The sequence below is a fragment of the Phocaeicola salanitronis DSM 18170 genome, from assembly GCF_000190575.1.
Classification (GTDB): domain Bacteria; phylum Bacteroidota; class Bacteroidia; order Bacteroidales; family Bacteroidaceae; genus Phocaeicola; species Phocaeicola salanitronis.
Map to the genome: position 1 here is coordinate 3,620,001 of NC_015164.1, position 21,398 is coordinate 3,641,398.

At 46.5% G+C, this 21,398-nt stretch carries 20 protein-coding genes and 1 tRNA gene; 11 read left to right on the top strand and 10 right to left on the bottom strand.

The window, feature by feature from the left end; genetic code table 11:
• Positions 1–59 precede the first annotated feature (59 nt).
• The 8 genes from BACSA_RS15360 to BACSA_RS15395 all read left to right on the top strand — a co-directional run bounded on the left by BACSA_RS15360 (position 60) and on the right by BACSA_RS15395 (position 8,804).
• Positions 60–4,388 carry a hybrid sensor histidine kinase/response regulator transcription factor gene (locus tag BACSA_RS15360; RefSeq protein WP_013618946.1) on the top strand — a complete coding sequence of 1,443 codons (4,329 nt, stop codon included), beginning with the start codon at positions 60–62 and terminating at the stop codon, positions 4,386–4,388.
• Between the two features lie 96 nt (positions 4,389–4,484).
• A complete protein-coding gene (locus BACSA_RS15365; protein ID WP_013618947.1) occupies positions 4,485–5,108 on the top strand; it encodes a hypothetical protein in 624 nt (207 codons plus the stop codon).
• Between the two features lie 3 nt (positions 5,109–5,111).
• Positions 5,112–5,693 carry a uracil-DNA glycosylase family protein gene (locus tag BACSA_RS15370; protein WP_013618948.1) on the top strand — a complete coding sequence of 194 codons (582 nt, stop codon included), beginning with the start codon at positions 5,112–5,114 and terminating at the stop codon, positions 5,691–5,693.
• A gap of 71 nt (positions 5,694–5,764) precedes the next feature.
• A tRNA-Trp gene (locus tag BACSA_RS15375) sits at positions 5,765–5,837 on the top strand.
• A 140-nt stretch (positions 5,838–5,977) separates the two neighbouring features.
• The gene (locus BACSA_RS15380) at positions 5,978–6,271 is read left to right on the top strand and encodes a hypothetical protein (RefSeq protein WP_013618949.1); all 294 of its coding nucleotides are present in this window, start codon (positions 5,978–5,980) and stop codon (positions 6,269–6,271) included.
• Positions 6,272–6,289: 18 nt separating this feature from the next.
• The gene (locus BACSA_RS15385) at positions 6,290–6,592 is read left to right on the top strand and encodes a cell division protein ZapA (protein WP_013618950.1); all 303 of its coding nucleotides are present in this window, start codon (positions 6,290–6,292) and stop codon (positions 6,590–6,592) included.
• 117 nt (positions 6,593–6,709) lie between these two features.
• The gene (rny, locus tag BACSA_RS15390; RefSeq protein WP_013618951.1) at positions 6,710–8,242 is read left to right on the top strand and encodes a ribonuclease Y; all 1,533 of its coding nucleotides are present in this window, start codon (positions 6,710–6,712) and stop codon (positions 8,240–8,242) included.
• A 166-nt stretch (positions 8,243–8,408) separates the two neighbouring features.
• Positions 8,409–8,804 (top strand): DUF1573 domain-containing protein, encoded by a 396-nt coding sequence (locus tag BACSA_RS15395; protein WP_013618952.1) that lies wholly within the window; start codon positions 8,409–8,411, stop codon positions 8,802–8,804.
• Here the strand turns inward: BACSA_RS15395 and BACSA_RS15400 are convergent.
• The 3 genes from BACSA_RS15400 to BACSA_RS15410 all read right to left on the bottom strand — a co-directional run bounded on the left by BACSA_RS15400 (position 8,801) and on the right by BACSA_RS15410 (position 10,772).
• Complete coding sequence (locus tag BACSA_RS15400; protein ID WP_041584074.1) at positions 8,801–9,430, bottom strand: outer membrane beta-barrel protein; 630 nt, start codon at positions 9,428–9,430, stop codon at positions 8,801–8,803. The genes BACSA_RS15395 and BACSA_RS15400 overlap by 4 nt on opposite strands.
• A gap of 14 nt (positions 9,431–9,444) precedes the next feature.
• Positions 9,445–10,080, bottom strand: coding sequence for a DUF4136 domain-containing protein (locus BACSA_RS15405; protein ID WP_013618954.1), 636 nt, complete (start codon positions 10,078–10,080; stop codon positions 9,445–9,447).
• Between the two features lie 128 nt (positions 10,081–10,208).
• On the bottom strand, positions 10,209–10,772 hold the full coding sequence (locus BACSA_RS15410; protein WP_013618955.1) for a DUF4251 domain-containing protein: 564 nt from the start codon (positions 10,770–10,772) through the stop codon (positions 10,209–10,211).
• 163 nt (positions 10,773–10,935) lie between these two features.
• Between BACSA_RS15410 and BACSA_RS15415 the strand changes: the two genes are divergently transcribed.
• Positions 10,936–11,580, top strand: coding sequence for a YbjN domain-containing protein (locus BACSA_RS15415; RefSeq protein ID WP_041584459.1), 645 nt, complete (start codon positions 10,936–10,938; stop codon positions 11,578–11,580).
• A gap of 204 nt (positions 11,581–11,784) precedes the next feature.
• Here the strand turns inward: BACSA_RS15415 and BACSA_RS15420 are convergent, their stop codons facing one another.
• From BACSA_RS15420 to BACSA_RS15440, 5 genes are all read right to left on the bottom strand, one after another.
• Complete coding sequence (locus tag BACSA_RS15420) at positions 11,785–13,107, bottom strand: TolC family protein (protein WP_013618957.1); 1,323 nt, start codon at positions 13,105–13,107, stop codon at positions 11,785–11,787.
• An 11-nt stretch (positions 13,108–13,118) separates the two neighbouring features.
• Positions 13,119–14,216 carry an efflux RND transporter periplasmic adaptor subunit gene (locus tag BACSA_RS15425; protein ID WP_013618958.1) on the bottom strand — a complete coding sequence of 366 codons (1,098 nt, stop codon included), beginning with the start codon at positions 14,214–14,216 and terminating at the stop codon, positions 13,119–13,121.
• Positions 14,217–14,245: 29 nt separating this feature from the next.
• Positions 14,246–15,490, bottom strand: coding sequence for an ABC transporter permease (locus tag BACSA_RS15430; RefSeq protein WP_013618959.1), 1,245 nt, complete (start codon positions 15,488–15,490; stop codon positions 14,246–14,248).
• A gap of 71 nt (positions 15,491–15,561) precedes the next feature.
• The gene (locus tag BACSA_RS15435; protein ID WP_013618960.1) at positions 15,562–16,812 is read right to left on the bottom strand and encodes an ABC transporter permease; all 1,251 of its coding nucleotides are present in this window, start codon (positions 16,810–16,812) and stop codon (positions 15,562–15,564) included.
• Positions 16,813–16,819: 7 nt separating this feature from the next.
• Complete coding sequence (locus BACSA_RS15440; RefSeq protein WP_013618961.1) at positions 16,820–17,539, bottom strand: ABC transporter ATP-binding protein; 720 nt, start codon at positions 17,537–17,539, stop codon at positions 16,820–16,822.
• Positions 17,540–17,689: 150 nt separating this feature from the next.
• On the opposite strand from BACSA_RS15440, the gene BACSA_RS15445 reads away from it, so the two are divergent.
• Positions 17,690–18,664 (top strand): ROK family protein, encoded by a 975-nt coding sequence (locus tag BACSA_RS15445; RefSeq protein WP_013618962.1) that lies wholly within the window; start codon positions 17,690–17,692, stop codon positions 18,662–18,664.
• A 229-nt stretch (positions 18,665–18,893) separates the two neighbouring features.
• On the opposite strand, the gene BACSA_RS15450 is transcribed toward BACSA_RS15445, so the two are convergent.
• The gene (locus tag BACSA_RS15450) at positions 18,894–19,652 is read right to left on the bottom strand and encodes an ABC transporter ATP-binding protein (protein ID WP_013618963.1); all 759 of its coding nucleotides are present in this window, start codon (positions 19,650–19,652) and stop codon (positions 18,894–18,896) included.
• Between the two features lie 5 nt (positions 19,653–19,657).
• Positions 19,658–20,398 (bottom strand): MlaE family ABC transporter permease, encoded by a 741-nt coding sequence (locus BACSA_RS15455; RefSeq protein ID WP_013618964.1) that lies wholly within the window; start codon positions 20,396–20,398, stop codon positions 19,658–19,660.
• Between the two features lie 152 nt (positions 20,399–20,550).
• On the opposite strand from BACSA_RS15455, the gene lptB reads away from it, so the two are divergent.
• Positions 20,551–21,369 (top strand): LPS export ABC transporter ATP-binding protein, encoded by an 819-nt coding sequence (gene lptB, locus BACSA_RS15460; RefSeq protein ID WP_013618965.1) that lies wholly within the window; start codon positions 20,551–20,553, stop codon positions 21,367–21,369.
• Positions 21,370–21,398 lie beyond the last annotated feature (29 nt).

Consider the following 21,398-nt stretch of genomic DNA (forward strand, 5'->3'; position numbering starts at 1 on the left):
ATTAAACAGACTCTAAATGATATCCGTGTTTTTTTGTATTTTTGTAAAAATGTAAAGGCATGAGATTCTATATCTTCTTTTTATTCGTATATCTGTGTTGTTCGCTTCGTGCCCAACCTTTGTGTCGGATTCAGCATTATTCGGTGAATGATGGTTTATCGCAAGGTGTTGTTCAGCGTGTTATCCAAGATCATAGAGGATTTATCTGGTTAGCTACATGGAACGGCTTGGACCGGTATGACGGTTATGGTTTTAAAAATTATAAGATGTCAGCTGACGGGAAAGACCCTTTGACTTCCTATCGTATGGTTGATATTGTGGAAAACAGCAAAGGTGATATTTGGTGTCTTACTTATGATGAACGGGCTTTTGTATTCGATACGGAAGAAGAATGTTTTACCGATGTGCTCTCTTCTTTGGAAAAACGTTTAAAGAAGCGTTTGTATGTGACTGATATTGTTACTTTATCAGGAGGAATCTCTTGGATTCTATGTAAAAACGGATATGCTTGCAGGGTTGACGAGAATAAGATGCCGGAAGAAGAAGGGCTGGTTTTGTATAGTACTGCTGATGTATTGAAAGGCGAGCAGATTTACACGGTGTTCAAAGATTCGGAGGGGGATGAATGGATTCTGACAGATAAAGGAGTCACGATTTTAGGAAAGAAGAACGTAGAAAGTGATTGCCCGTTTAAATTTATCATGGAATCGGAAAAGCGGATATATTTGATTTCTACTTCGGATAAATTGGCGATTTATGACATGCAGATTGGAAAATTGTCTTTTTTCCAGCCTTCGTATGCTTTGGGAGAAATTTCCGGTTTGGATAAGCTTTCTGCTGATACATTGGCACTTTCTACCGAGCAAGGCTTGACGCTTTATCTGGCAAGAGAGAAGCGTTTCATTCATCTTGATATAGGAGAACGGGGAACTTTGTCGAATGCGGTGCGCAATCTTTATCTGGATTCTTCTTATCATTGTTGGGTGATTCCGCAAAACGGAGGAGTGGTAAAGATTGATTTGCATTCTTTAGCGCAAAAGGTCTATCATATTGATGCGACGGTACCTGTCCAGCCTGACCGCAAGCCTACTACTTTCTTCTATGAGAAGGAGGGAGTATTATGGATATTGCCTTCAAATGGTCAATTATGCTACTACGATTATATGGCTGACAAACTCTCCTATTATTATCAGGATGAAAAAGAGAAGTCTTCGGCTTACAGCCCCTTTGTGCGGTATATGACGGTAGACCGTCAAGGCAATATGTGGCTGGTTTTGGATTGGGGGGTAGATCAGGTGATTCAACTTCCCTATAAGATGCAATTGTACGATATTGATAGCGGAATCGAATTGCGTGCTTTCCTGATTGATGACGAGCGGCGTTTGTGGGTCGGTTCTAAAATGGGAATCATCCGTTTGTATGATGAACAAAAGCGTTTTATAGGCTATTTAAGTCCGAAAGGAAAGATAGTGCCTGTTGAAACTTCATTTGCAGGGGGGATTTATGCGTTGTTTCAAGACAAAGACGGCGATATTTGGATTGGGACAAACGGTGATGGATTGTATTGGTTCAGAAAAGACGGGAAAGGGGGCTATGAGGCATCTCATTACCGGCATGACGATGCCGGCCGGTATAGTGTGTCGGGAAATCGGATATTTTCTTTCTTTCAGGACAGCCGTCATCGCTTGTGGGTAGTATGTTATCAGAACGGAATCAATTTGGTGAAGAAGGAAGCCGATGAGAAACTTTCGTTCTTGAATTATAATAATGAGATGAAAAGTTATCCGATGGAGATTGGTGCCAGGGCACGCTGCATGGATGAGTCGGATAACGGTACATTGCTGGTGGGTACGACAAACGGCTTATTGTCTTTTAGCGGTGATTTTCGCCAGCCTGAAGAAATCAAGTTTTATCACAATGCTAAACATGCCGGGTGCGACTCTTCGCTGGTGGCGAATGATGTGATGGATATTGTGAAAACGAAACAAGGCAATCTTTATCTTTTCAGTTTTACTGGAGGCATGAGTTGCGTTGCTTCCCGGAATTTGTTGTCCGATGAATTGCGGTTCAAAACCTATACGCGGAAAGACGGACTGATTTCCGAACTGGTGCAGGCGGCGGTAGAGGATAGCTTGGGAAATATTTGGATTATACAAGAAAATGCAGTGTCGAAATTCGACCCTGTAACCGGTCGCTTCGAGAATTACCGTAGCAATTTGTTTCGTACAGCGATGAAGTTTTCAGAAGCGGTGCCAGTTATTGATGCCCGTCGTAATTTGATAGCTGGCACGAATTTGGGCATGCTCGAACTGGATATTTCCAGGTTGAGGAAAGCGGCGTATGTCCCTCCGATTAATTTTACGGACATACGGGTGCAAGGCGGAAGAACAGTAGCCTGGTCTGACAATAAGCGGGAATTGGTCTTGCAGCCAGAAAACCGGAATGTGACTTTCCGGTTTGCCGCAGCCGACTATATTAATACAAAAGACATTCAATACGCTTATCGTCTGAAAGGATTGGAAAAGGAATGGAACGATGTCGGTCATGGACGTTCTGCACGTTACATGAATATTCCGGCAGGTTCATACGTGTTCGAAGTGCGTTCTACAGATAGCGATGGTGTGTGGCTCAACAATGTCACTTCGTTACGTGTGACGGTTCGTCCATGGTTTCACGAAACTTTTTGGGCATGGTTGGTGTATGCTTTGACGGCTTTCATTTTCATTGGCATAGTCGTTTATATATTGTTTTATATTTATCGCCTGCGCCATAGCATCAAGGTCGAACAGCAGTTGGCAGATATCAAATTGCGCTTTTTTACCGACATATCCCATGAGTTGCGCACACCGCTTACTTTGATTATTGCGCCCTTGTCGGCGGTGCTTGCTCACGAGCAATTGTCGGAGAAGGCGCGTCAGAATCTTGTGACCGTAGAGAAAAATGCTCAGCGTATGTTGCGTATGATGAATCAGATATTAGATTTCCGGAAAATCCAAAAAGGGAAGATGAAGCTCTTTATGGAGCGTATCGAAATCGTTGGGACATTGCGTTCTGTTTTAGACAATTTCTCATCGCTGGCAACCGAGAAGCACATCCGGATGTCCTTGCAGGCCGATGCGGACGAGATGTATATATGGACAGACCCTGATAAGTTCGATAAGATTTTCTTTAATCTTTTGTCCAATGCGTTCAAGTATACTCCCGAAGGTAAATGTATTACCGTCTGTGTGAAGTTGGAGAAAGAATGCTTGCAAGTCCGGGTTTCAGATCAAGGCGTGGGCATAGACGATTCGGTAGTGAAGAATATTTTTAACCGTTTCGAGACTTTGGGGACACTTATCGGTCAACCTTCTTCGGGCATCGGCTTGGCGTTGGTAAAAGACATGGTGCAATTGCTTCACGGTACGATTCAGGTCGAAAGCCGGGTAGGGAAAGGGAGCGATTTTATCGTGACGCTTCCGTCTGATAAACAAGTTTTCTCGGACAATAAGCAAATAGAATGGGTTTTGAAAGACGAATGCGATAAGGCTGTGCCTGCTTCAATGTCTGCAGGGCTTGAAAAAAAATCCGAAGAAGAGATGCAGGACGGTCGCCTCTCTATTCTGATAGTAGAAGATAACGATGAGTTGCGCACCTCTCTCGCCGATATTTTATCCGTCCGTTATCGTGTCCTGACCGCCGTTAATGGAGAAGCCGGATGGGATATGGCACGCAAGGAATTGCCGGACATGATTCTTACCGATGTCATGATGCCTGTGATGGACGGGTTGGAAATGGTCCGGCAGTTGAAAAACGATGCTGAAGTCTGCCATATTCCGATTATTGTATTGTCTGCCAAAGCATCGTTGGACGACCGCATTCAGGCGTTAGACCAAGGCATTGATGACTATATTACCAAACCTTTCAGCGCTGCTTACCTGGAGGCGCGCATCGGGCAGGTTTTCAGGCAACGCGAACGTTTGCAGGAGGCTTATTTTTCACGCTTTTCCGGGAAAAAGGAGGACGAAAAACAGAAGTCTCTGCTTGAGTTGGCTCCTTCTCAGCCTCAGGTGACCCGTTTAGATGAAGCCTTCATGCAAAAGGTGGTCGACTTTATCGAATGTAATATGGACAATGCCAATTTGGAAATCGAGGAAGTGGCAGCCCATGTATGTTTGAGCCGTACCGTATTCTATCGGAAACTGAAGTCCATTGTAGGGATGACTCCGGTCGAATTTATTCGTGGAATCCGCCTCAAACGTGCCGAACAGTTGATAGTGTCCTCCGATTACACTTTTTCTCAGATAGCCTATATGACCGGCTTTGCCGACCCGAAATATTTCGGCAAATGTTTTAAGAAAGCCACCGGAATGACACCTTCCGAGTATAAACAGGCAAAAAGTGAATGACGGAGCTTTTGAAGTTATGTTGTTTTTGCATCGAGTATCAAGTTTTTTTCATACCTTTGTCCCATTCATTTACAATAAATAAAAAAGCAAGAGACGATGAGTATATTTTCAAAGCTTTTCAAGAAGAAAACAACGGAAGAAGAAGCTGCGGCCGTAGGCGGAGTAGAAGATTTTATGACTTTGATACGGGTGTATTATCAGGCGGTTATGGCAGCGCAACTGGGTATCAGTAATATTAATGCCTTGCCCGACATGGCTGTGTTTAAGCGTACGCTGAAAATCCCTACCCAAAATAACAAGTTGGGGCTGGCGGAACGTTCGCGGTGTAAGAAAATGCTGACAGACATTTACGGCATCAATGATTTCTTCTTCAAAGAGATAGACGCATCCATCAAGAAACATTGCAAGAATGTGAATGCGGTCCAAAATTATTTTTTCATGTTCCAGGGATTCAGCCAGGACCTGATGATGGTGGTGGGCAATCTGATGCAATGGAAATTCCGTATGCCGGGCATTTTCAAAAAAGCCCTGCGCGGCATGACCGAAAAGACCGTTCACGATATTTTGACCCGCACGAACTGGAAAGACGATAGTGTGCGCAAGACTTGCCTTAACATCCGCCAATACCAGCATGCGCTGGGATATAGCGAAAGCTGGATGTCAGAATACGTCTATAACATCGTTGTACTGGCGAAGAAAGAGCCGAAACCCAAAGAGTAACGGATGGAAGGCATTGTTGAAAGCCATCCGCTTGAACCGTTCCTTCCCGGCAACGCAGTCTTGTTGATGCTGGGAAGTTTTCCGCCCCAAAAGAAACGCTGGAGCATGGATTTCTTTTATCCGAATTGGAACAACGATATGTGGCGGATTTTCGGTCTGGTCTTTTTTAATCAGAAAGACTATTTCGTCTTGCCTGATAAGAAGTCATTCGACAAAGAGCGCATTGTTGGATTTTTGGTAGAAAAGGGAATCGCGCTCTACGATACGGCATGTGTGGTGAAACGCCTGCAGAATAATGCTTCGGACAAATTCTTGGAGGTGGTAGAACCAACAGATGTTGATTTGCTCTTGAAACGGCTTCCTGCATGTCGGGCAATAGCCGTTACGGGGCAGAAAGCTACTGATACGATTTGTGCGCGAATGCGGATTGAAGAGCCGCCTATGGGAGGTAAAAGCCGGTTTGAGCATGGAGGCTTGCCTTTTCACCTTTACCGGATGCCTTCTTCCAGCCGTGCTTATCCGCTTAAATTGGAGAAAAAAGCCGAAATCTATCAGACGATGTTTGAAGAAACCGGGATTTTATGAACCGGATAAGATAAAAAATCCTTGAAGCATTTGGAAGATTCAAAAAATATCGTACCTTTGCACTCGCAATTACGGGAATAGCTCAGTTGGTAGAGCATCGGTCTCCAAAACCGAGTGTCGGGAGTTCGAGTCTCTCTTCCCGTGCAGAATGAGCTGTAACTGATTTCAAGTTGCAGCTCGTTTTTTGTCTGAAAACGTCCAAATTCTAACTTTTTCAAAAATAAAAGCGCAAAAATTTTTGTATTTATATTCAATCCATTATATTTGTGTAGAATTTGGTAAAAATGACAGAAGAAGACAAAAGGCTATTGAAGACGTTCGAAGGCAAATTGCAAAATCTGATTTATCTGTTCGGGGAACAAAAGAAAGAAATAGCAATGCTGCGTCAGCTTCTTGTAGCAAAAGAAGCGGAAATCGTGCGTCTGGAAGAAAGCCGGAAAGAATTGGAGTCAAAATATGCCAACTTGAAAGCGGCCCGCATAATCAGTATCAACGATAACGAACTCCGAGATACCAAGAAACGGTTGGCGGACCTCGTGCGTGAAGTCGACAAATGCATCGCTTTGCTGAATGAATGACATAAAGGTGAACGAGTCATGGAGGACGACAAATTTAAAATACATCTGCTGATTGATAATGAACGGTATCCGTTGACCATCTTCCGGAAAGACGAGCAACTGTACCGCGATGCAGCCAAACAGATTGACTATAAACTAAACAAATACCGGAGTATGTATCCGAGCTTCAGCGCGACGACACATTGGGCGATGGCAGCCTTGGAGTTGTCGTTCGAGAATATCTCGATGAAAGACCGGAACGATACCCAGCCGTACACAGAGAAAATCCGGCAGCTGATGGAAGACGTAGAAACGTGTATCCGTCCGCAAACGGACGAATAAAGTGTTAGGAACGTTTAGTTTTGTTGAATAAAGAAAGATTTTGCGCACAAACCGATATGCCCGTGTACGGCTGGCGGTCTGTGCGTTTTTGTTTATATATAAATTTAATTTGTAATAATGAATACAGTAATATTTACGGTCATTGCCTTCCTGATAGGAGGAGCACTTTCGTACGCATTCTTCAAGTATGGCTTGAAATCGCGTTACGATAAAATTATAAAGGAAGCTGAAACTGAAGCAGAAGTCATTAAAAAAAATAAGCTGCTTGAAGTAAAGGAAAAGTTTCTGAACAAGAAAGCTGAGTTGGAAAAAGAAGTGGCTGCACGCAACCAGAAAATCCAGCAGGTCGAAAACAAACTGAAGCAGCGCGAAATGGTGTTAAGCCAGAAGCATGAAGAACTTCAGCGCAAACGCAACGAAACGGAAGCCATCCGTGAGAACCTGGATGCTCAGTTGGTAGTCATCGACAAAAAGAAAGAAGAGTTGGACAACCTTCAGATACAAGAGCGCAAAAAACTGGAAGCTTTGTCGGGGCTTTCGGCGGAAGAAGCCAAAGAACGCCTTGTGGAATCGCTTAAGGAAGAAGCCAAAACGCAGGCACAATCGTATATCAATGACATTATGGACGATGCCAAAATGTCTGCCAACCGGGAAGCCAAACGCATCGTGATACAAACCATTCAGCGGATTGCCACTGAAACGGCTATCGAAAACTCCGTAACGGTGTTCCATATCGAGTCTGATGAAATAAAAGGACGCATCATCGGGCGTGAAGGACGCAACATTCGTGCCCTTGAAGCTGCTACAGGAGTGGAAATCGTAGTAGATGACACCCCCGAAGCCATCGTCCTTTCGGCGTTTGACCCTGTGCGTCGCGAGATAGCGCGGTTGGCGCTTCATCAACTGGTGACCGATGGGCGTATCCATCCCGCACGTATTGAAGAAGTCGTGGCGAAGGTGAAGAAACAGGTGGAAGACGAAATTATCGAAACGGGAAAGCGTACCACCATCGATCTTGGCATTCATGGCTTGCATCCCGAACTTATCCGCATCATAGGAAAGATGAAATACCGTTCGTCGTACGGGCAGAACCTTTTGCAACATGCACGTGAGACCGCTAACCTCTGCGCCGTCATGGCTTCTGAACTGGGATTGAATCCAAAGAAAGCCAAACGTGCCGGCTTGCTTCATGACATTGGTAAGGTGCCTGATGAAGAGCCCGAATTGCCACACGCATTATTGGGTATGAAATTGGCAGAGAAATACAAGGAAAAGCCTGATATATGCAATGCCATTGGCGCTCACCACGATGAGATAGAAATGACCAGTCTTTTAGCGCCTATCGTACAGGTATGCGATGCTATTTCAGGAGCACGTCCAGGTGCACGCCGTGAAATTGTAGAAGCTTATATCAAGCGTTTGAACGACCTGGAACAACTCGCTATGTCTTATCCAGGTGTTACGAAGACATACGCTATTCAGGCAGGGCGTGAACTCCGTGTCATCGTAGGAGCTGATAAGATTGATGATAAGCAGACAGAAAGCTTGTCCGCCGAGATAGCAAAGAAAATTCAAGACGAAATGACTTATCCGGGACAAGTGAAGATTACGGTTATTCGCGAAACGCGTGCTGTAAGTTTTGCGAAATAAGACGTTTTACTACATTAGAGAGTAAAGTCAAGATAAAATTTGATTATTAAAAAGTAATGTCATAGAAATGGGATGGCATTACTTTTTTTGTATCTTTAGGGATTCAATCTTTGGTGAAAATAAAGAAAAAGCGTATCTTTGAGCGTTTTAAATAAAAAAAACTCTCATGAAACGAATTTTTTCCACTTTATGCTTTGTGGCAATGATGGTAGCAGTGCTTGCGGCTGGTACTGCTGAAATTAAATTCGACCAAACTTCGCATAGCTTTGGTTCTTTCTCTGCGGATAGTCCTAAAGTGACTTGTAAATTTAAGTTTACGAATACTGGGAATGGCCCCTTGGTAATCCATCAGGCTATAGCCTCCTGCGGATGTACGGTGCCTCAATACCCCAAAGAACCGATCAAGCCAGGCGAAAGCGGGGAAATTACCGTGACCTATAATGGTGCGGGCAAGTTCCCCGGACACTTCCGCAAAAGCATTACGTTGCGTACCAATGCCAAACAAGAAGTTGTTCGTCTTTATGTCGAAGGCGACATGACTCCGGCTTCTGATATTGACTAGAAGATAACGCCAAGACGGAAACCCACGTTGTTTTGCCCGTCTATGCCTTCGCCGGTTAAAGTTTGGGCCTGGTTGGTCATATAACTGTAATAACCGGCTACATGGAATCCCATGCGCTTGTTCGTGAATGGGAAAATCTTCAGGCCTATTTCGGGTGAGGCATAAAATCCCCACGGGTTATCATATACGCCTCCGGTTCCGTAATAGGTCGTATAGCGGGTATAGACCGCACCCGCTTTCACGCCAATGTAAGGCTTTACACCCTTGCTCGGGTAAACGTTGTATGCGGTGGTAATGCCGAAGGGCAATTGATAAGCAGAACGCTGTTGGTCGGTTGTAAGCGATTCGGTAGGCGAGAGGGAGATGGTTTGTCTTCCTATATACTTATGGTTGGTATGGAAGTTGATGAATGCACCTACCGACCAGCGTGGAGCAATATCATACGTTCCTTCAAAGTTCATTCCCCATCCGCTTATTTTGTCGGCAAAGTCCGTTGAATAAGGAGCGTTCATCTGCCAGTCGATGGTGAGATGCATTTTGTCCGAATCCCATTGTGCATGGCTTTGTAAAGCGAACATCGAAAATACACAAAGTGTAAGCGCTATTTTCTTATAAAATGTTTTCATTGTTTTTCCTCCTGTCATTTATCAGTACTTAAATAAGCGGATTGGCTGAACGCTTGGTTAATGCCTTCCGTCAATAATTGCATATTTACCCGGTTGTTCCCGAATTGGAATCCCGATGCACTGGCATACCATACGACCGGAATCGAAGGCTGCTCCTCATTGTCCCGTCCGGTCAGGTCTGCCATCTCGAGAATCAACGCTTGTGTGTCGTAGCTGTACGTCACCGGATACGGATAATACCATCCGCCCCAATAACCTCCCCAATAGAAGGAATCCCACCAGCCGTTCCAATATCCGCCGGATATCACGGTCTTGGTTTGCGCAAGGTAAGAGAGCTGTATGCCCACGTCCGCCTCGTCCTTTTGGGAAGGGTCTGTGATGCGCTGATATCCCAAACGGGTCATTTGGCTTTCTACCTCATCGATAAGCGTCTGTGCATTTTCGTCAGTCCAATAAGAAGCACGTACGCTTCCTGCCTCTAAAATGCTGTCGGGCAAGTAATAAGTGGCATATTGGCTGAAATCCACACTGTTGTCATGGTTCGTATATACAACCAAATCGGTGTCCAATTCCCCCATATCGGGGTCTTTTTCACATGCTGCCAAGAATAATGCGGTTATGCCTGCAAATAATAAAAATTTCTTTTTCATATTGCTTTTCGTTTTTTTAAGTTGATTATGTGTGTCACTGATACTTCTTGCGGCATTTATTTGTGCATTTTGTGGATGCGATTGCAGCACACAGAATGCACAAAACCATACCGCTCATGGACAGGCTCTTAAAACGAACGCCCCTTGAATACCGAGCTTTTATGCGATGGAAGCAATACTCCATTCAGGCTCAGGCGGTTCGAATTGAAATTGGGAAAAATGTCTAACGAAGCTTTGTTTGAATCCTTTATCAATTCAATTTCCACCCGTGCCGAAATACCGGCTCCCATTACATTCATGCTCAAACGCAGGTTCCCCCGCTTGTCCTCTTCCAGTTTGTACGATGAAACCTTTCCGTCCACCGTTACGCCTCCCAAACCGTTCGGGCCGCTTACCGGAATATTAAATGCAACCTGAACTACGGCATCATCTCCATTGACCGACACGAAATTGGTGTTCGAGTTGACGTATGCCATTTGTCCGTACTTAAATACCACCTGGTCGGCTTCTAAGGTGAACTGTTTTTCATTCATCGCTTGTTTTGCCTCTTCAAAGAGCAGGCTATCCAGTTTTGCCTGCATTGCCTTTTTCTCTTCGCGTGTCAATTCTTTCTCTGTTTCCTGTGCCTGAACAGCACTTGTACCTACTAATAATAGCATGAATAGCATCATGCCTGATAAAATCTGTTTCATAATTCTTCTTTTTTCAAATTTACATCTATAAAACAAATCCGCATCCCTTTTGCTGCATGGTTTTGAATTAAAAAAGTATAAAAGAAGCCCGAAGCTTAATCTATATCAAGATTATTCGTATCTTTAGGTGTGTTAACTTCAAATTCACCGGCTTATGAACAACATTACCGACATTACCGTCTTGATAGCCGTCATTGCATTGGCATTGTGGCCTGTCGTATTGTTCCTCTTGCGTTTTATGCACGAGCGCCGCAAGCGGATGGAGCATCTGGACCAGATGACCAAAGATGAACTGGACGAAATCAGTACAAAGGACTTGGTGGTCAATGTCTTGAAAAAGATAGGATGCCAGCCCGAAGAAAACGAAGAAGGGCAAATCGCTTTTAAGTACCAAGGGGATGACTTTTACATCGCCGCCGAGGAGGAAAACCGTTTCATCATGATATGGAATCCCTGGTGGGGGTCCATTAATGCCGATAACGAGGCTTTCCCTGTCTTGAAGGAAATTGTCAACTTGGTGAACGTCAATTCGTTGGTTACTACGGTCTATATGGCTGACGAGGACGGGAAGACCGTCGGGCTGCACTCGCGGTGCCATACGTATTTCTCGCCCAATGAAGGTGAACTGGAAGACCATCTGAAGATGTTGCTCGACTTCTTCTTTGATACGCATAACGCTATCAAGGAGAATCTCAACCAATTGGGGAATGCAGCCGTGGCAGAAGAAGAGAAAAAAGAGCGGGTGAAGGTAAAAGGCTTTAAGGCGTACAAGGAAAATACGATGCCTATCGAGCCGAAGACCGAATGATTCTGAAAGCAACCGCTCTTTTATCCATGAGCGGAAACCTCTGATGACGTGTCGGCTGAAGTCAGGAAGAAAAACAAGCATATAGCCGCGTTGCTTGCAAGATTAATAATCTTCATGCTGTAAGATTATTAATCTTACACAATATGCGGCTATATGCTGTAAACGAAACGGGGTGTTTTCACGGATTTTCGGAGTGGCTTCAATTTATTTCAATTCCAACGGCACGCCCCGATAGAAGTCCAGAATCTTGAAACGGAACAAGTAGTTGTATTTGGCTTGAAGCTGATCGGACACTGCGCGCATCCATGCCGTGCGCGATTCGTTGTATTCCGTGGCGTTGGCTTTCCCGTTCAGGTATTTTTCTTTCATCAAGTCGAACGAAGCCTGTGCGGCTTCGGTAGCGGTACGGCTGCTGGCGTATTGCGTCTGCGCGCTCAAGGTGTTATAGTATGCCTGCTGTATTTCCTTATACAGGTTTTTCTTGCTGTCTTCCAATTGCCAGCCCAAGGTGGTCTGCTGGATGCGTGCGCTCCGTACCCGGTTCCGCGTTGCAAGGCGGTTGAAGATGGGGACGCTGAGCGTCAGCCCTACATACTGGCTGAAGTTATCGCGCAATTGCGAGCCGAAGTTGCTGTTTTCCCTTCCCGACATGTTGTAATAATTGGTGCTTAGCCCTGCTCCTAAGCTTAGTTGCGGGTAATACTCGCTTTGTGCGATGCGGATGCTTTTCTGCGCTCCTTCCAGACGGTATTGCGCCGCCTTTATCGTAGGCTTTATCAGCAGTGCCTCGGAATAGATATCGGCAGGCGGAAGCGGTGTGCCCAGGCTTTCAATCACGTCTGCCTCGGGAGAAGCGATGGTGAATCCGTCGGGCGAGGAGAGTTCCAGCAGCTGGCTGAGGTCGAGTAAAGACAAGCGGTAATCGTTATCGGCCTGTACAGCCGAAAGCTCGTCTTGCGCCACGCGCGACTTGGCTTCATACAGTTCCGACTCCGACGCTTTCCCGTTTTGGAAGAAAGCTTCTCTTTGCGCCAGCATTTCCTTGCTTAAACTGACCTGTTCGCGCGCCACTTCGGCAAGCTCTTCGTTGAAAAGCACCTGAAGGTATGCTGATGCCACCTGGATGCTTATGTTTTCCTTTGCCGCATTCAAGTCTTCTAACGCTGCCTGCAGGTTCAGTTTTGAGAGGGCGATGTTGTTGGGTATCTGCATGCCGGTAAAGAGCGGTACGCTGGTAGAGAGACTGAAACTTGTGTTTTGCGTATTGATGGTATTATAGGTATTGTCTGCCTGCAGGCTTCGCCCGAAGCTGAACGATTGGGAAGCGCTTCCCGCCAGGTTAGGCAGGCGGCTGTTCTTCGCCGTACTCAGTTCTACCCTGCTTTGTTCGGCATTGGCTTCTTGTTGCTTGATGGTCAGGTTATGTTCGATGGCATAATCGATGCATTGCTTCAGCGTCCATTCCTGTTGGGCGTGTAAAGGGAGGCATGCCATGGATGCCGCTACGAGTATGTATTTCGGTTTCATATCTTACGAAGTTATTTTTCAATTTTAAGTCCACGCACGGCTTCCCCGGCTTTCAGTCCTTGTTTCACTTCGGTATCAATGCCGTTGCTGATGCCTGTAACGACCTGCCGGCGTTCGAACTTCTGTACAGGGACGCTGTCGGTCAATACATAGACAAAGGTAGAGTCGTTGCTGAACTCCAATGCACTTTCCGGTATGGTCAGCGCGCCTTCTGCATGTTGAAGCACCATTTCGGCATTGGCACTATAGCCCGAACGGATGGTCACGCTATCGGGTACGGAAATAGCTGCCTTGATTTCAAACTGGTTGGCACCGTTATTTTCTGTGCTCTTAGGGGAAATATATTCCAATGTAGCATCGAATTTCATGTTTTGTAAGGCTCCCAGCGTAATTTTTACAGGGATGCCTTCACGGATGCGCCCTACCTCTGTTTCGTCTACATTTCCTCGGAATATCAGGTCGCTCATATCCGCTACGGTGGCTATGGTAGTGCCGTCATTGAACGTATTGCTCATGATGACGGAATTTCCGACTTTGATGGGGACATCCAGTATCAGTCCGGTAATGGTGGAACGTATCAGGGTGCTGCTGAACGATGCGCTGCTCTTGGTGATACCTTCCTTTACAATCTCCAGGTTGTCTTTTGCTGCCTGAAGTTCTTCGCGGGCTTGCTTGGCGGCAAGAAGCGTCTGTTCGTATTCTTCGTTGCTCACCAATTTGCCTTCGTATAGTTTTTCCATGCGCTCCAAGTCGGTTTCCGCCTGCTTTCCATTCATCTCTGCCAGGCGCACACGGCTCTCCGCCGAATTAAGCGTCCCCAATTCGGGAATCACTTTCACCTTGGCTATCACTTCCCCTTCCTGTACGGTTTGTCCTGCCTCTTTATACACTTCGGCAATGATTCCGGATATTTGAGGCTTGATTTCCACTTCGTCACGAGGCTCGATCTTGCCTGTAGCTACCGTGGTTTGTACCAAGTCTTTTGTTTCGGCTTTCAGAATCTGATAACTCACCTCTTCCGGTTGGGATTTCTGGTAAAGGAACACGAAGGTTCCGATAAATATAGCGGCTATCAGCACCAGTGCCGCTATTTTCATAAACTTCTTCATATAGCGTTCTGTTTTTATTAGTTTCTTTTTTATTCATCGCGGATGGCATCAATCGGCTTGACCGACATCGCCCGGTATGCCGGGGCAAGTCCGGCAAGCAATCCCAATACCAGTAACAGGAGGCAGGCTCCCACAGCTTCCCAAAAGCTGATGAGGAAATGCGTAGGCGCAGCCGGCTCGGAGGTGGCGGTCTCTACCACATTCAACAGGAAAACCGCAAAGGCAATGCCTGCCATTCCGGCTATGATGGTCAAGACCATGCTTTCCGACAATATCTGTTGCAGGATGTCATCCGGTTTTGCCCCGATGGCGCGGCGGATGCCGATTTCGGTAGTCCGTTCTTTTACCGTCACCATCATGATGTTGCTTACGCCAATGGCTCCGGCGAGCAATGTGCCCAATCCTACCATCCAGCCTAGTATGCGGATGCCTGAAAACAAGTTGTCCATCATGCTGAACATCGCTTCGGCATTGACCAGGATAGTTGCCTGACTATCGTCGGGATGGATGTAATGGGCTTGCTTCACCACCTGGTCTACTTTCTTTTCCACTTCGCTGATTGCATGCCCTTTCTTGGCGGTGTAGCACAATAATTGCACTTTCTGCCCGAAATTGTAGTTCTGCTGCATGGTAGAGAACGGAATAATGACCGAGGTCTCCGAACGTCCTTGTATGGAAATGTTTCCCGAAGACATGCTTACTCCGATAACCTGGTAATAGATGCCGTTGATTTTGACATACTTCCCGCAAGGGTCTTCATGTCCCGGGAATAAGGATTCATAAATGCGCTTGCCGATGATACATACTCTCCGCCGTTCCTGTATATCCATGTCGTTCAGGTACCTGCCATAAGCAATCAACGGTTCTTCTATTTTCCCGTATTCCGGATACAGCCCTTTCAATGTTCCGGATATCTTCTGTTCGTTATAGATGATGTCTATCCCCCATTTGGCGAGGCTGGGGGTGATGATATCTATTTCGTTCACGCTCCGGCGGATGCGGTCTACATCGCTGTTCTCCAGGTCCCAATACCGTCCCTGCTGGAATCCTTTGTAAGCCTTGCTTGTCTTGTTTGCTCCCATAAATCCCGAGTTGGTGGCGAATCCTTCAAATTCGCGCGAAAGCATATCCTGCATGCCTTGTGCGCCTCCCATTAAAGCTATCAGCATGAAGATGCCCCAAAAGATGCCGAAAGCCGTCAAGAGGCTTCGGGTCTTGTTCCGGGTAATGGTGACCAGTATTTCTTCCCAAACGTCTAAATCGAACTGTTTCATATCCTTTTCACATTAGCACATTAGCATATTCCCACATTAGCACATTAATACATTTCCACATTAATCTATTCTCATTCTGCCCTTAACGCCTCTATCGGACGGATTCTTACGGCTTTAAGAGCCGGGAAGAGACCGGCAAATGTTCCGGCGATGATTAAAGTCAAGGTCGCTTCGATGGCAACAGATAAGTCCACGGTAGGGTTCTCAAAGAATGTCATGGAGAATACGCCCATATCCATGGTCTGCTTGCCGGCTGCTACATTCATGTATTCGGTTACGGCAATGCCCGCCACCATGCCGAGGTATCCGAAAAAAGTCGTAATGGCTACGCTTTCCGAGATAATCAGCCAAAGGATAGACATCGGTTTCGCCCCCAATGCTTTGCGGATGCCGAACTCGTGCGTGCGTTCGCGCACCGTAATCAGCATGATGTTGCTCACCCCCACGATGCCGCTCAACAGCGTGAAGATACCAATCACCCAAATGGCGATGTGCAGGATTTGTGTCGCGGTCTGTTGCTGGAGGTATTGTGTAAAGCGGTTCCAAATCCAAATGGCACCGTCATCGGTCGGGTCGAACAGTTTTTGTCCTCCCAATACCCGTCGGTAATCGGCTTCGAAGCGTTCGTTATCTCCCTCGCTTGTCAGTCCTTGTGTGGTGAACGTGATGTTGTCGATACTGTCCCCCTTGGCATACACCGCCTGTATGGTGGTAAAAGGAGCCAGTGCCGAAGGGGAAAAGCTGTTCTGGTCTTCGTAGATGCCTACGATTTGATAGGCAACGCCGTTGGCGTTTACATATTTTCCGATAGGGTGTTGGTGGGGGAATAAGGTTTCTACCGTTTTTTTGTGCAATACGATTACCTTGCGCTCTTCCTCCATGTCGCGTTCGTTAATGAAACGCCCTTCTTTTAATTTGACGGCTTCCAGATCGGGATAGTTCGGGAATACTCCGTCTATGCTGATGGTCAGGAATTCTTTTCCGTTTATCAAGGTCACATCGTTTTGGCTGATGGTGGCACCGGTCGTGATGACATGTTCGGGGAATGCCGTTTCGCTCAGCTCCCGATCCCGGTTATCCAAGGAAATATTCCGTCCTTCCTGCATGCCTTTATAGACTTTCGACGTATATCCGGGATAGATTTTCATCGAATTCATTTTCATGTCTTCCGATTGCCCTTCGAACGCATGGATCAGTCCGTTGCCTGCACCCAGCAAGACGATAAGCATAAAGATGCCCCATGCTACCGAGAAGCCCGTCAGTGCCGTGCGCAATTTGTTGCGCATGATGGTGCCGTATATTTCTTCTATTAAGTCAATCATAGCCCTGTTATTTCATAAATCCGCCCTTGCCGAATGGAGAGGCGTTGTGGTCGATGTTGTCTTCTATCCGTTCGATAATGCCGTCCTTGATGTGGATAATCTTGTTGGTCTGGTTGGCTACTCCGCTTTCGTGCGTCACCACTACGATGGTCAGCCCTTCCCGGTCGTGCAAGTCTTTTAGAATGTTCATCACCTCTACGGAAGTCTTGCTGTCCAATGCTCCCGTAGGCTCGTCGGCAAGGATGATTTCAGGTTTTGATATCAGGGCACGGGCAATAGCTACGCGCTGCTTCTGCCCGCCCGAGAGTTCGTTGGGCATGTGGTGCGCCCATTCTTTCAGCCCCAGTTTATCGAGGTATTCCATGGCAAGCTCGTTCCGCTTCTTGCGTCCTACTCCTTGATAGAATAAAGGCAATGCCACGTTCTCCATGGCATTCTTGAACGAAATAAGGTTGAAGGACTGGAAGATGAACCCAATCATCCGGTTCCGGTATTCCGCCGCACGGGTTTCGCTCAGGCCTTTGATGAGCACATCGTTCAGGTAATATTCGCCCGAATCGTAATTGTCCAGAATACCTAATATATTTAATAAGGTGGATTTTCCCGACCCCGACGCTCCCATGATGGATACGAACTCTCCTTTTTCGATGGTCAGATTGATGCCTTTCAACACATGGAGCGGTGCCCCGTTATGGTATGTTTTGTTTATATCTTTTAGCCGTATCATGTCGTTTACTTTGATTTCTGTCTCTTTAGACGTCGCAAAGCTATAAAAAGTTACATTACAATCTAAATAAATCCGTTAAAAATTTGCTCCGTTGTTTCCGATTGCTTACTTTTGTTCTTTATATAAATAACCTTTAAACAATTTAATAACATGGCAGAAAACATAGAAAAGCCCTATGTAGTGGGTATGGACATCGGCGGAACGAATACGGTGTTCGGTATTGTAGATTCACGCGGAAACGTATTGGCATCCGACTCTATTAAGACACAGCAACATGAAGACGTGAACGAATATGTAGAAGCAGTATGTGCCAAACTGGTTCCGATGATTGAACAATTCGGAGGTCCGAGCAAGATTAAAGGCATGGGCGTAGGTGCTCCTAACGGAAATTATTATAGCGGCACTATCGAATTTGCTCCTAATTTGCCTTGGAAAGGCGTTATTCCTTTGGCAGCTATGTTCGAGGAACGTTTGGGCGTCCCTACCGCACTGACTAATGATGCCAATGCGGCGGCTATCGGTGAAATGACCTATGGAGCAGCCCGCGGCATGAAAGACTTTATCATGATTACCCTCGGCACAGGTGTAGGAAGCGGTATCGTTATCAACGGCCAGCTGGTTTACGGTCACGACGGATTCGCAGGTGAGTTGGGACACGTTATGGTAGAAAAGGACGGGCGTATCTGCGGATGCGGACGCAAGGGCTGTCTGGAAACTTATTGCTCGGCTACGGGTGTGGCACGTACCGCGCGCGAATTCCTTGTGGCACGTTCCGAACCCAGCTTGTTACGCAATGTTCCGGCAGAAGAAATCCAGTCGAAAGACGTGTATGACGCGGCGGTTAAGGGAGACAAGCTCGCTCAGGATATCTTCCAGTTTACGGGCGACATGTTGGGACGCGCACTTGCCAACTTCATCGCTTTCTCCAGCCCCGAAGCGATTATCCTGTTCGGAGGCTTGGCTAAATCAGGCGACTATATCATGAAGCCTATCCAAAAAGCGATGGAGGATAATGTATTGAATATCTATAAAGGAAAGACCAAGCTGCTCCTCTCTCAATTGAAAGATGCCGATGCCGCGGTATTAGGCGCCAGCGCATTGGGTTGGGAAGTAAAGGAAAGTTGATAAGAAGGATTCATGATTTATGAATATTCGCAAACATCCCATGTAGGGTCAGAATGCGGACATTCATGATAATTATCCAGAAACGAAGTGAAGGGGCTTGAATGCATCCGCATAAATGCATTCAAGCCCCTTCATTTCGTTTCTCTTAGAAGCTGTTTAAATTCGCAAAAGAACCCGATAGAATATTACTTTATTGGAAAATTTAAACAGGCTCTTAGACAATGCTTTGTTACTTAACGCCTTCTTCCTTTACTTTCTTCAACAGGTCGGAAGCGAAGATAAAGTCATTCAATCTTTTATTCGTGGATGCAAACACATCGTTTTTCGTGCCTTCCCATTCCTTGTGCCCCCGGTCAATGAACAAAATGCTTTCGCCGATGCCCAATACCGAGTTCATGTCATGCGTATTGATAATCGTGGTCATGTTATATTCGGCGGTGATGCTATGCACCAAATCATCGATGACCAATGAAGTCTTCGGGTCCAGTCCGGAGTTTGGCTCATCGCAAAACAGGTATTGAGGCTGGAGGGCGATGGCACGGGCGATAGCTACACGCTTCTGCATTCCCCCGCTAATCTCGCCCGGATATTTGTTTTGGGCGTCCAGCAAGTTCACGCGGTCTAAGCAAAACTGCGCCCGCTTTACCCGTTCACGATACGTCTTGTTCGAAAACATGTCCAGCGGAAACATTACATTCTCCAGTACGGAAAGCGAATCAAACAGGGCTGCGCTTTGGAAAATCATGCCCATCTCACGCCTTAGCGCCTTCTTCTCGTCCTTGTCCATGGCGATAAAATCACGCCCGTCGTATAAGACTTCCCCTTTCTCCGGCGTGAGAAGCCCTACGAGGCATTTCATCAAAACGGTCTTGCCCGAACCGCTTTGCCCGATAATCAGGTTGGTCTTCCCGTTCTCGAACGTAAAGCTGATGTCATCCAATACGTTACGGTCCTCGAATGACTTATAGATGGATTTTATTTCTATCATGTCGGTTAGCTAAGTAATTTGGTCAGGATTAAATCAGAAAACAGAATCAGCACGCTGCTCGACACCACGGCGTCGGTGCTTGCCTTTCCCACCGCTATGGAGCCTCCTTCCACCGTATAGCCGAAGAAAGCCGATACGCTGGATATGATAAAGGCAAAGAAGAATGATTTGATGAAGCTGCACCATACATACCATTCCACAAAACAATATTGGATGCCGTATTCCAAATCGGTCGCGTTCATGATACCGGCAAACCAGGCGGTGCAAAACGCGCCGATAACTCCGGCAAAGATACTGAATGTCACCAATACAGGTATCATGGTGATAAGCCCCAGTATCTTAGGCAGAATCAGGTACGAAGCCGAGTTGACCCCCATTATCTCAAGGGCATCGATTTGCTGGGTGACACGCATTGTCCCCAATTCGGAAGCGATGTTCGAGCCTACTTTCCCCGCCAGAATCAAGCACATGATAGAGGACGAGAACTCCAGTAAAAGGATTTCGCGGGTGGTATATCCTACCACAAAGCGGGGCATCCACGGGCTTTCGATGTTCAGTTTAATCTGGATGCAGATGACGGCACCGATGAAAAAAGAAATAAGCAAGACAATCCCGATGGAATTGATGCCCAATTGCGCCATTTCATTGACGTATTGCTTGAAATACATGCGTACCCGTTCGGGGCGGGAGAAGACTCTTCCCATCAGCATGATGTATTTCCCTAAAGTTGAAATTGGCTTTACCATAATCTTATTCAAGTCTAATTTTTATGCAAAAGTACGGTTTTTTAGCTATATTATAATAAAAGGAGGGAGGAATTTCGGATGAATGACCACATAACCCAAGTTTTTTACTACTTTTGCCGAAGATTTTTATCACGGAACGAAATTTAAACGATATGGCAGAACAGGAAAACCAGCAACAGACCACGGATACGTTTGAACTTCCGGAAGACGGACGCATGGTGCTCCGCACGGAAAACTTGGTGAAGAAGTACGGCAAGCGTACGGTGGTAAGTCATGTGTCTATCAACGTGAAGCAGGGTGAAATCGTCGGGCTTTTGGGACCGAACGGTGCGGGAAAGACCACTTCTTTCTACATGACCACGGGCTTGATTGTGCCCAACGAAGGACATATCTACCTGAACAATCAGGACATTACGAGCTATCCGGTATACAAGCGGGCGCAAAACGGCATCGGATACCTGGCGCAGGAAGCGTCGGTATTCCGCAAGATGAGCGTGGAAGACAACATCGCGTCGGTGCTGGAGCTTACCAAGACATCGAAAGAGTATCAGAAGGAAAAGCTGGAAAGCCTTATCGCCGAGTTCCGTCTGGAAAAGGTGCGCAAGAATTTAGGTGACCAGCTCTCGGGAGGCGAGCGCCGGCGTACGGAGATTGCCCGATGCCTTGCCATCGACCCGAAGTTTATCATGCTGGACGAGCCATTCGCGGGAGTCGACCCGATTGCGGTGGAAGACATCCAGCACATCGTATGGAGGCTGAAAGACAAGAACATCGGCATCCTTATCACCGACCACAACGTGCAGGAGACACTGAGCATCACCGACCGTGCATACCTGTTGTTCGAAGGGAAAATCCTGTTTCAGGGAACGCCCGAAGAGCTTGCCGCCAATAAGATTGTGCGCGAGAAGTACTTGAGCAACAGTTTTGTGCTCCGCCGGAAAGATTTTCAGTTGAAGGACGTCCGCGAGTGATTCCTGACTTCCACCTATATGCGCCGGGC

What these genes read in the sequence shown, in the direction of transcription:
- BACSA_RS15360 (WP_013618946.1), top strand. Translation starts at nt 60, where the DNA reads ATGAGATTCTATATCTTCTTTTTATTCGTATATCTGTGTTGTTCGCTT.
- BACSA_RS15400 (WP_041584074.1), bottom strand. Translation starts at nt 9,430, where the DNA reads ATGAAAACATTTTATAAGAAAATAGCGCTTACACTTTGTGTATTTTCG.
- BACSA_RS15365 (WP_013618947.1), top strand. Translation starts at nt 4,485, where the DNA reads ATGAGTATATTTTCAAAGCTTTTCAAGAAGAAAACAACGGAAGAAGAA.
- BACSA_RS15455 (WP_013618964.1), bottom strand. Translation starts at nt 20,398, where the DNA reads ATGGTAAAGCCAATTTCAACTTTAGGGAAATACATCATGCTGATGGGA.
- BACSA_RS15430 (WP_013618959.1), bottom strand. Translation starts at nt 15,490, where the DNA reads ATGAAACAGTTCGATTTAGACGTTTGGGAAGAAATACTGGTCACCATT.
- BACSA_RS15380 (WP_013618949.1), top strand. Translation starts at nt 5,978, where the DNA reads ATGACAGAAGAAGACAAAAGGCTATTGAAGACGTTCGAAGGCAAATTG.
- BACSA_RS15445 (WP_013618962.1), top strand. Translation starts at nt 17,690, where the DNA reads ATGGCAGAAAACATAGAAAAGCCCTATGTAGTGGGTATGGACATCGGC.
- BACSA_RS15435 (WP_013618960.1), bottom strand. Translation starts at nt 16,812, where the DNA reads ATGATTGACTTAATAGAAGAAATATACGGCACCATCATGCGCAACAAA.
- lptB (WP_013618965.1), top strand. Translation starts at nt 20,551, where the DNA reads ATGGCAGAACAGGAAAACCAGCAACAGACCACGGATACGTTTGAACTT.
- BACSA_RS15420 (WP_013618957.1), bottom strand. Translation starts at nt 13,107, where the DNA reads ATGAAACCGAAATACATACTCGTAGCGGCATCCATGGCATGCCTCCCT.
- BACSA_RS15370 (WP_013618948.1), top strand. Translation starts at nt 5,112, where the DNA reads ATGGAAGGCATTGTTGAAAGCCATCCGCTTGAACCGTTCCTTCCCGGC.
- BACSA_RS15385 (WP_013618950.1), top strand. Translation starts at nt 6,290, where the DNA reads ATGGAGGACGACAAATTTAAAATACATCTGCTGATTGATAATGAACGG.
- rny (WP_013618951.1), top strand. Translation starts at nt 6,710, where the DNA reads ATGAATACAGTAATATTTACGGTCATTGCCTTCCTGATAGGAGGAGCA.
- BACSA_RS15395 (WP_013618952.1), top strand. Translation starts at nt 8,409, where the DNA reads ATGAAACGAATTTTTTCCACTTTATGCTTTGTGGCAATGATGGTAGCA.
- BACSA_RS15440 (WP_013618961.1), bottom strand. Translation starts at nt 17,539, where the DNA reads ATGATACGGCTAAAAGATATAAACAAAACATACCATAACGGGGCACCG.
- BACSA_RS15405 (WP_013618954.1), bottom strand. Translation starts at nt 10,080, where the DNA reads ATGAAAAAGAAATTTTTATTATTTGCAGGCATAACCGCATTATTCTTG.
- BACSA_RS15425 (WP_013618958.1), bottom strand. Translation starts at nt 14,216, where the DNA reads ATGAAGAAGTTTATGAAAATAGCGGCACTGGTGCTGATAGCCGCTATA.
- BACSA_RS15450 (WP_013618963.1), bottom strand. Translation starts at nt 19,652, where the DNA reads ATGATAGAAATAAAATCCATCTATAAGTCATTCGAGGACCGTAACGTA.
- BACSA_RS15410 (WP_013618955.1), bottom strand. Translation starts at nt 10,772, where the DNA reads ATGAAACAGATTTTATCAGGCATGATGCTATTCATGCTATTATTAGTA.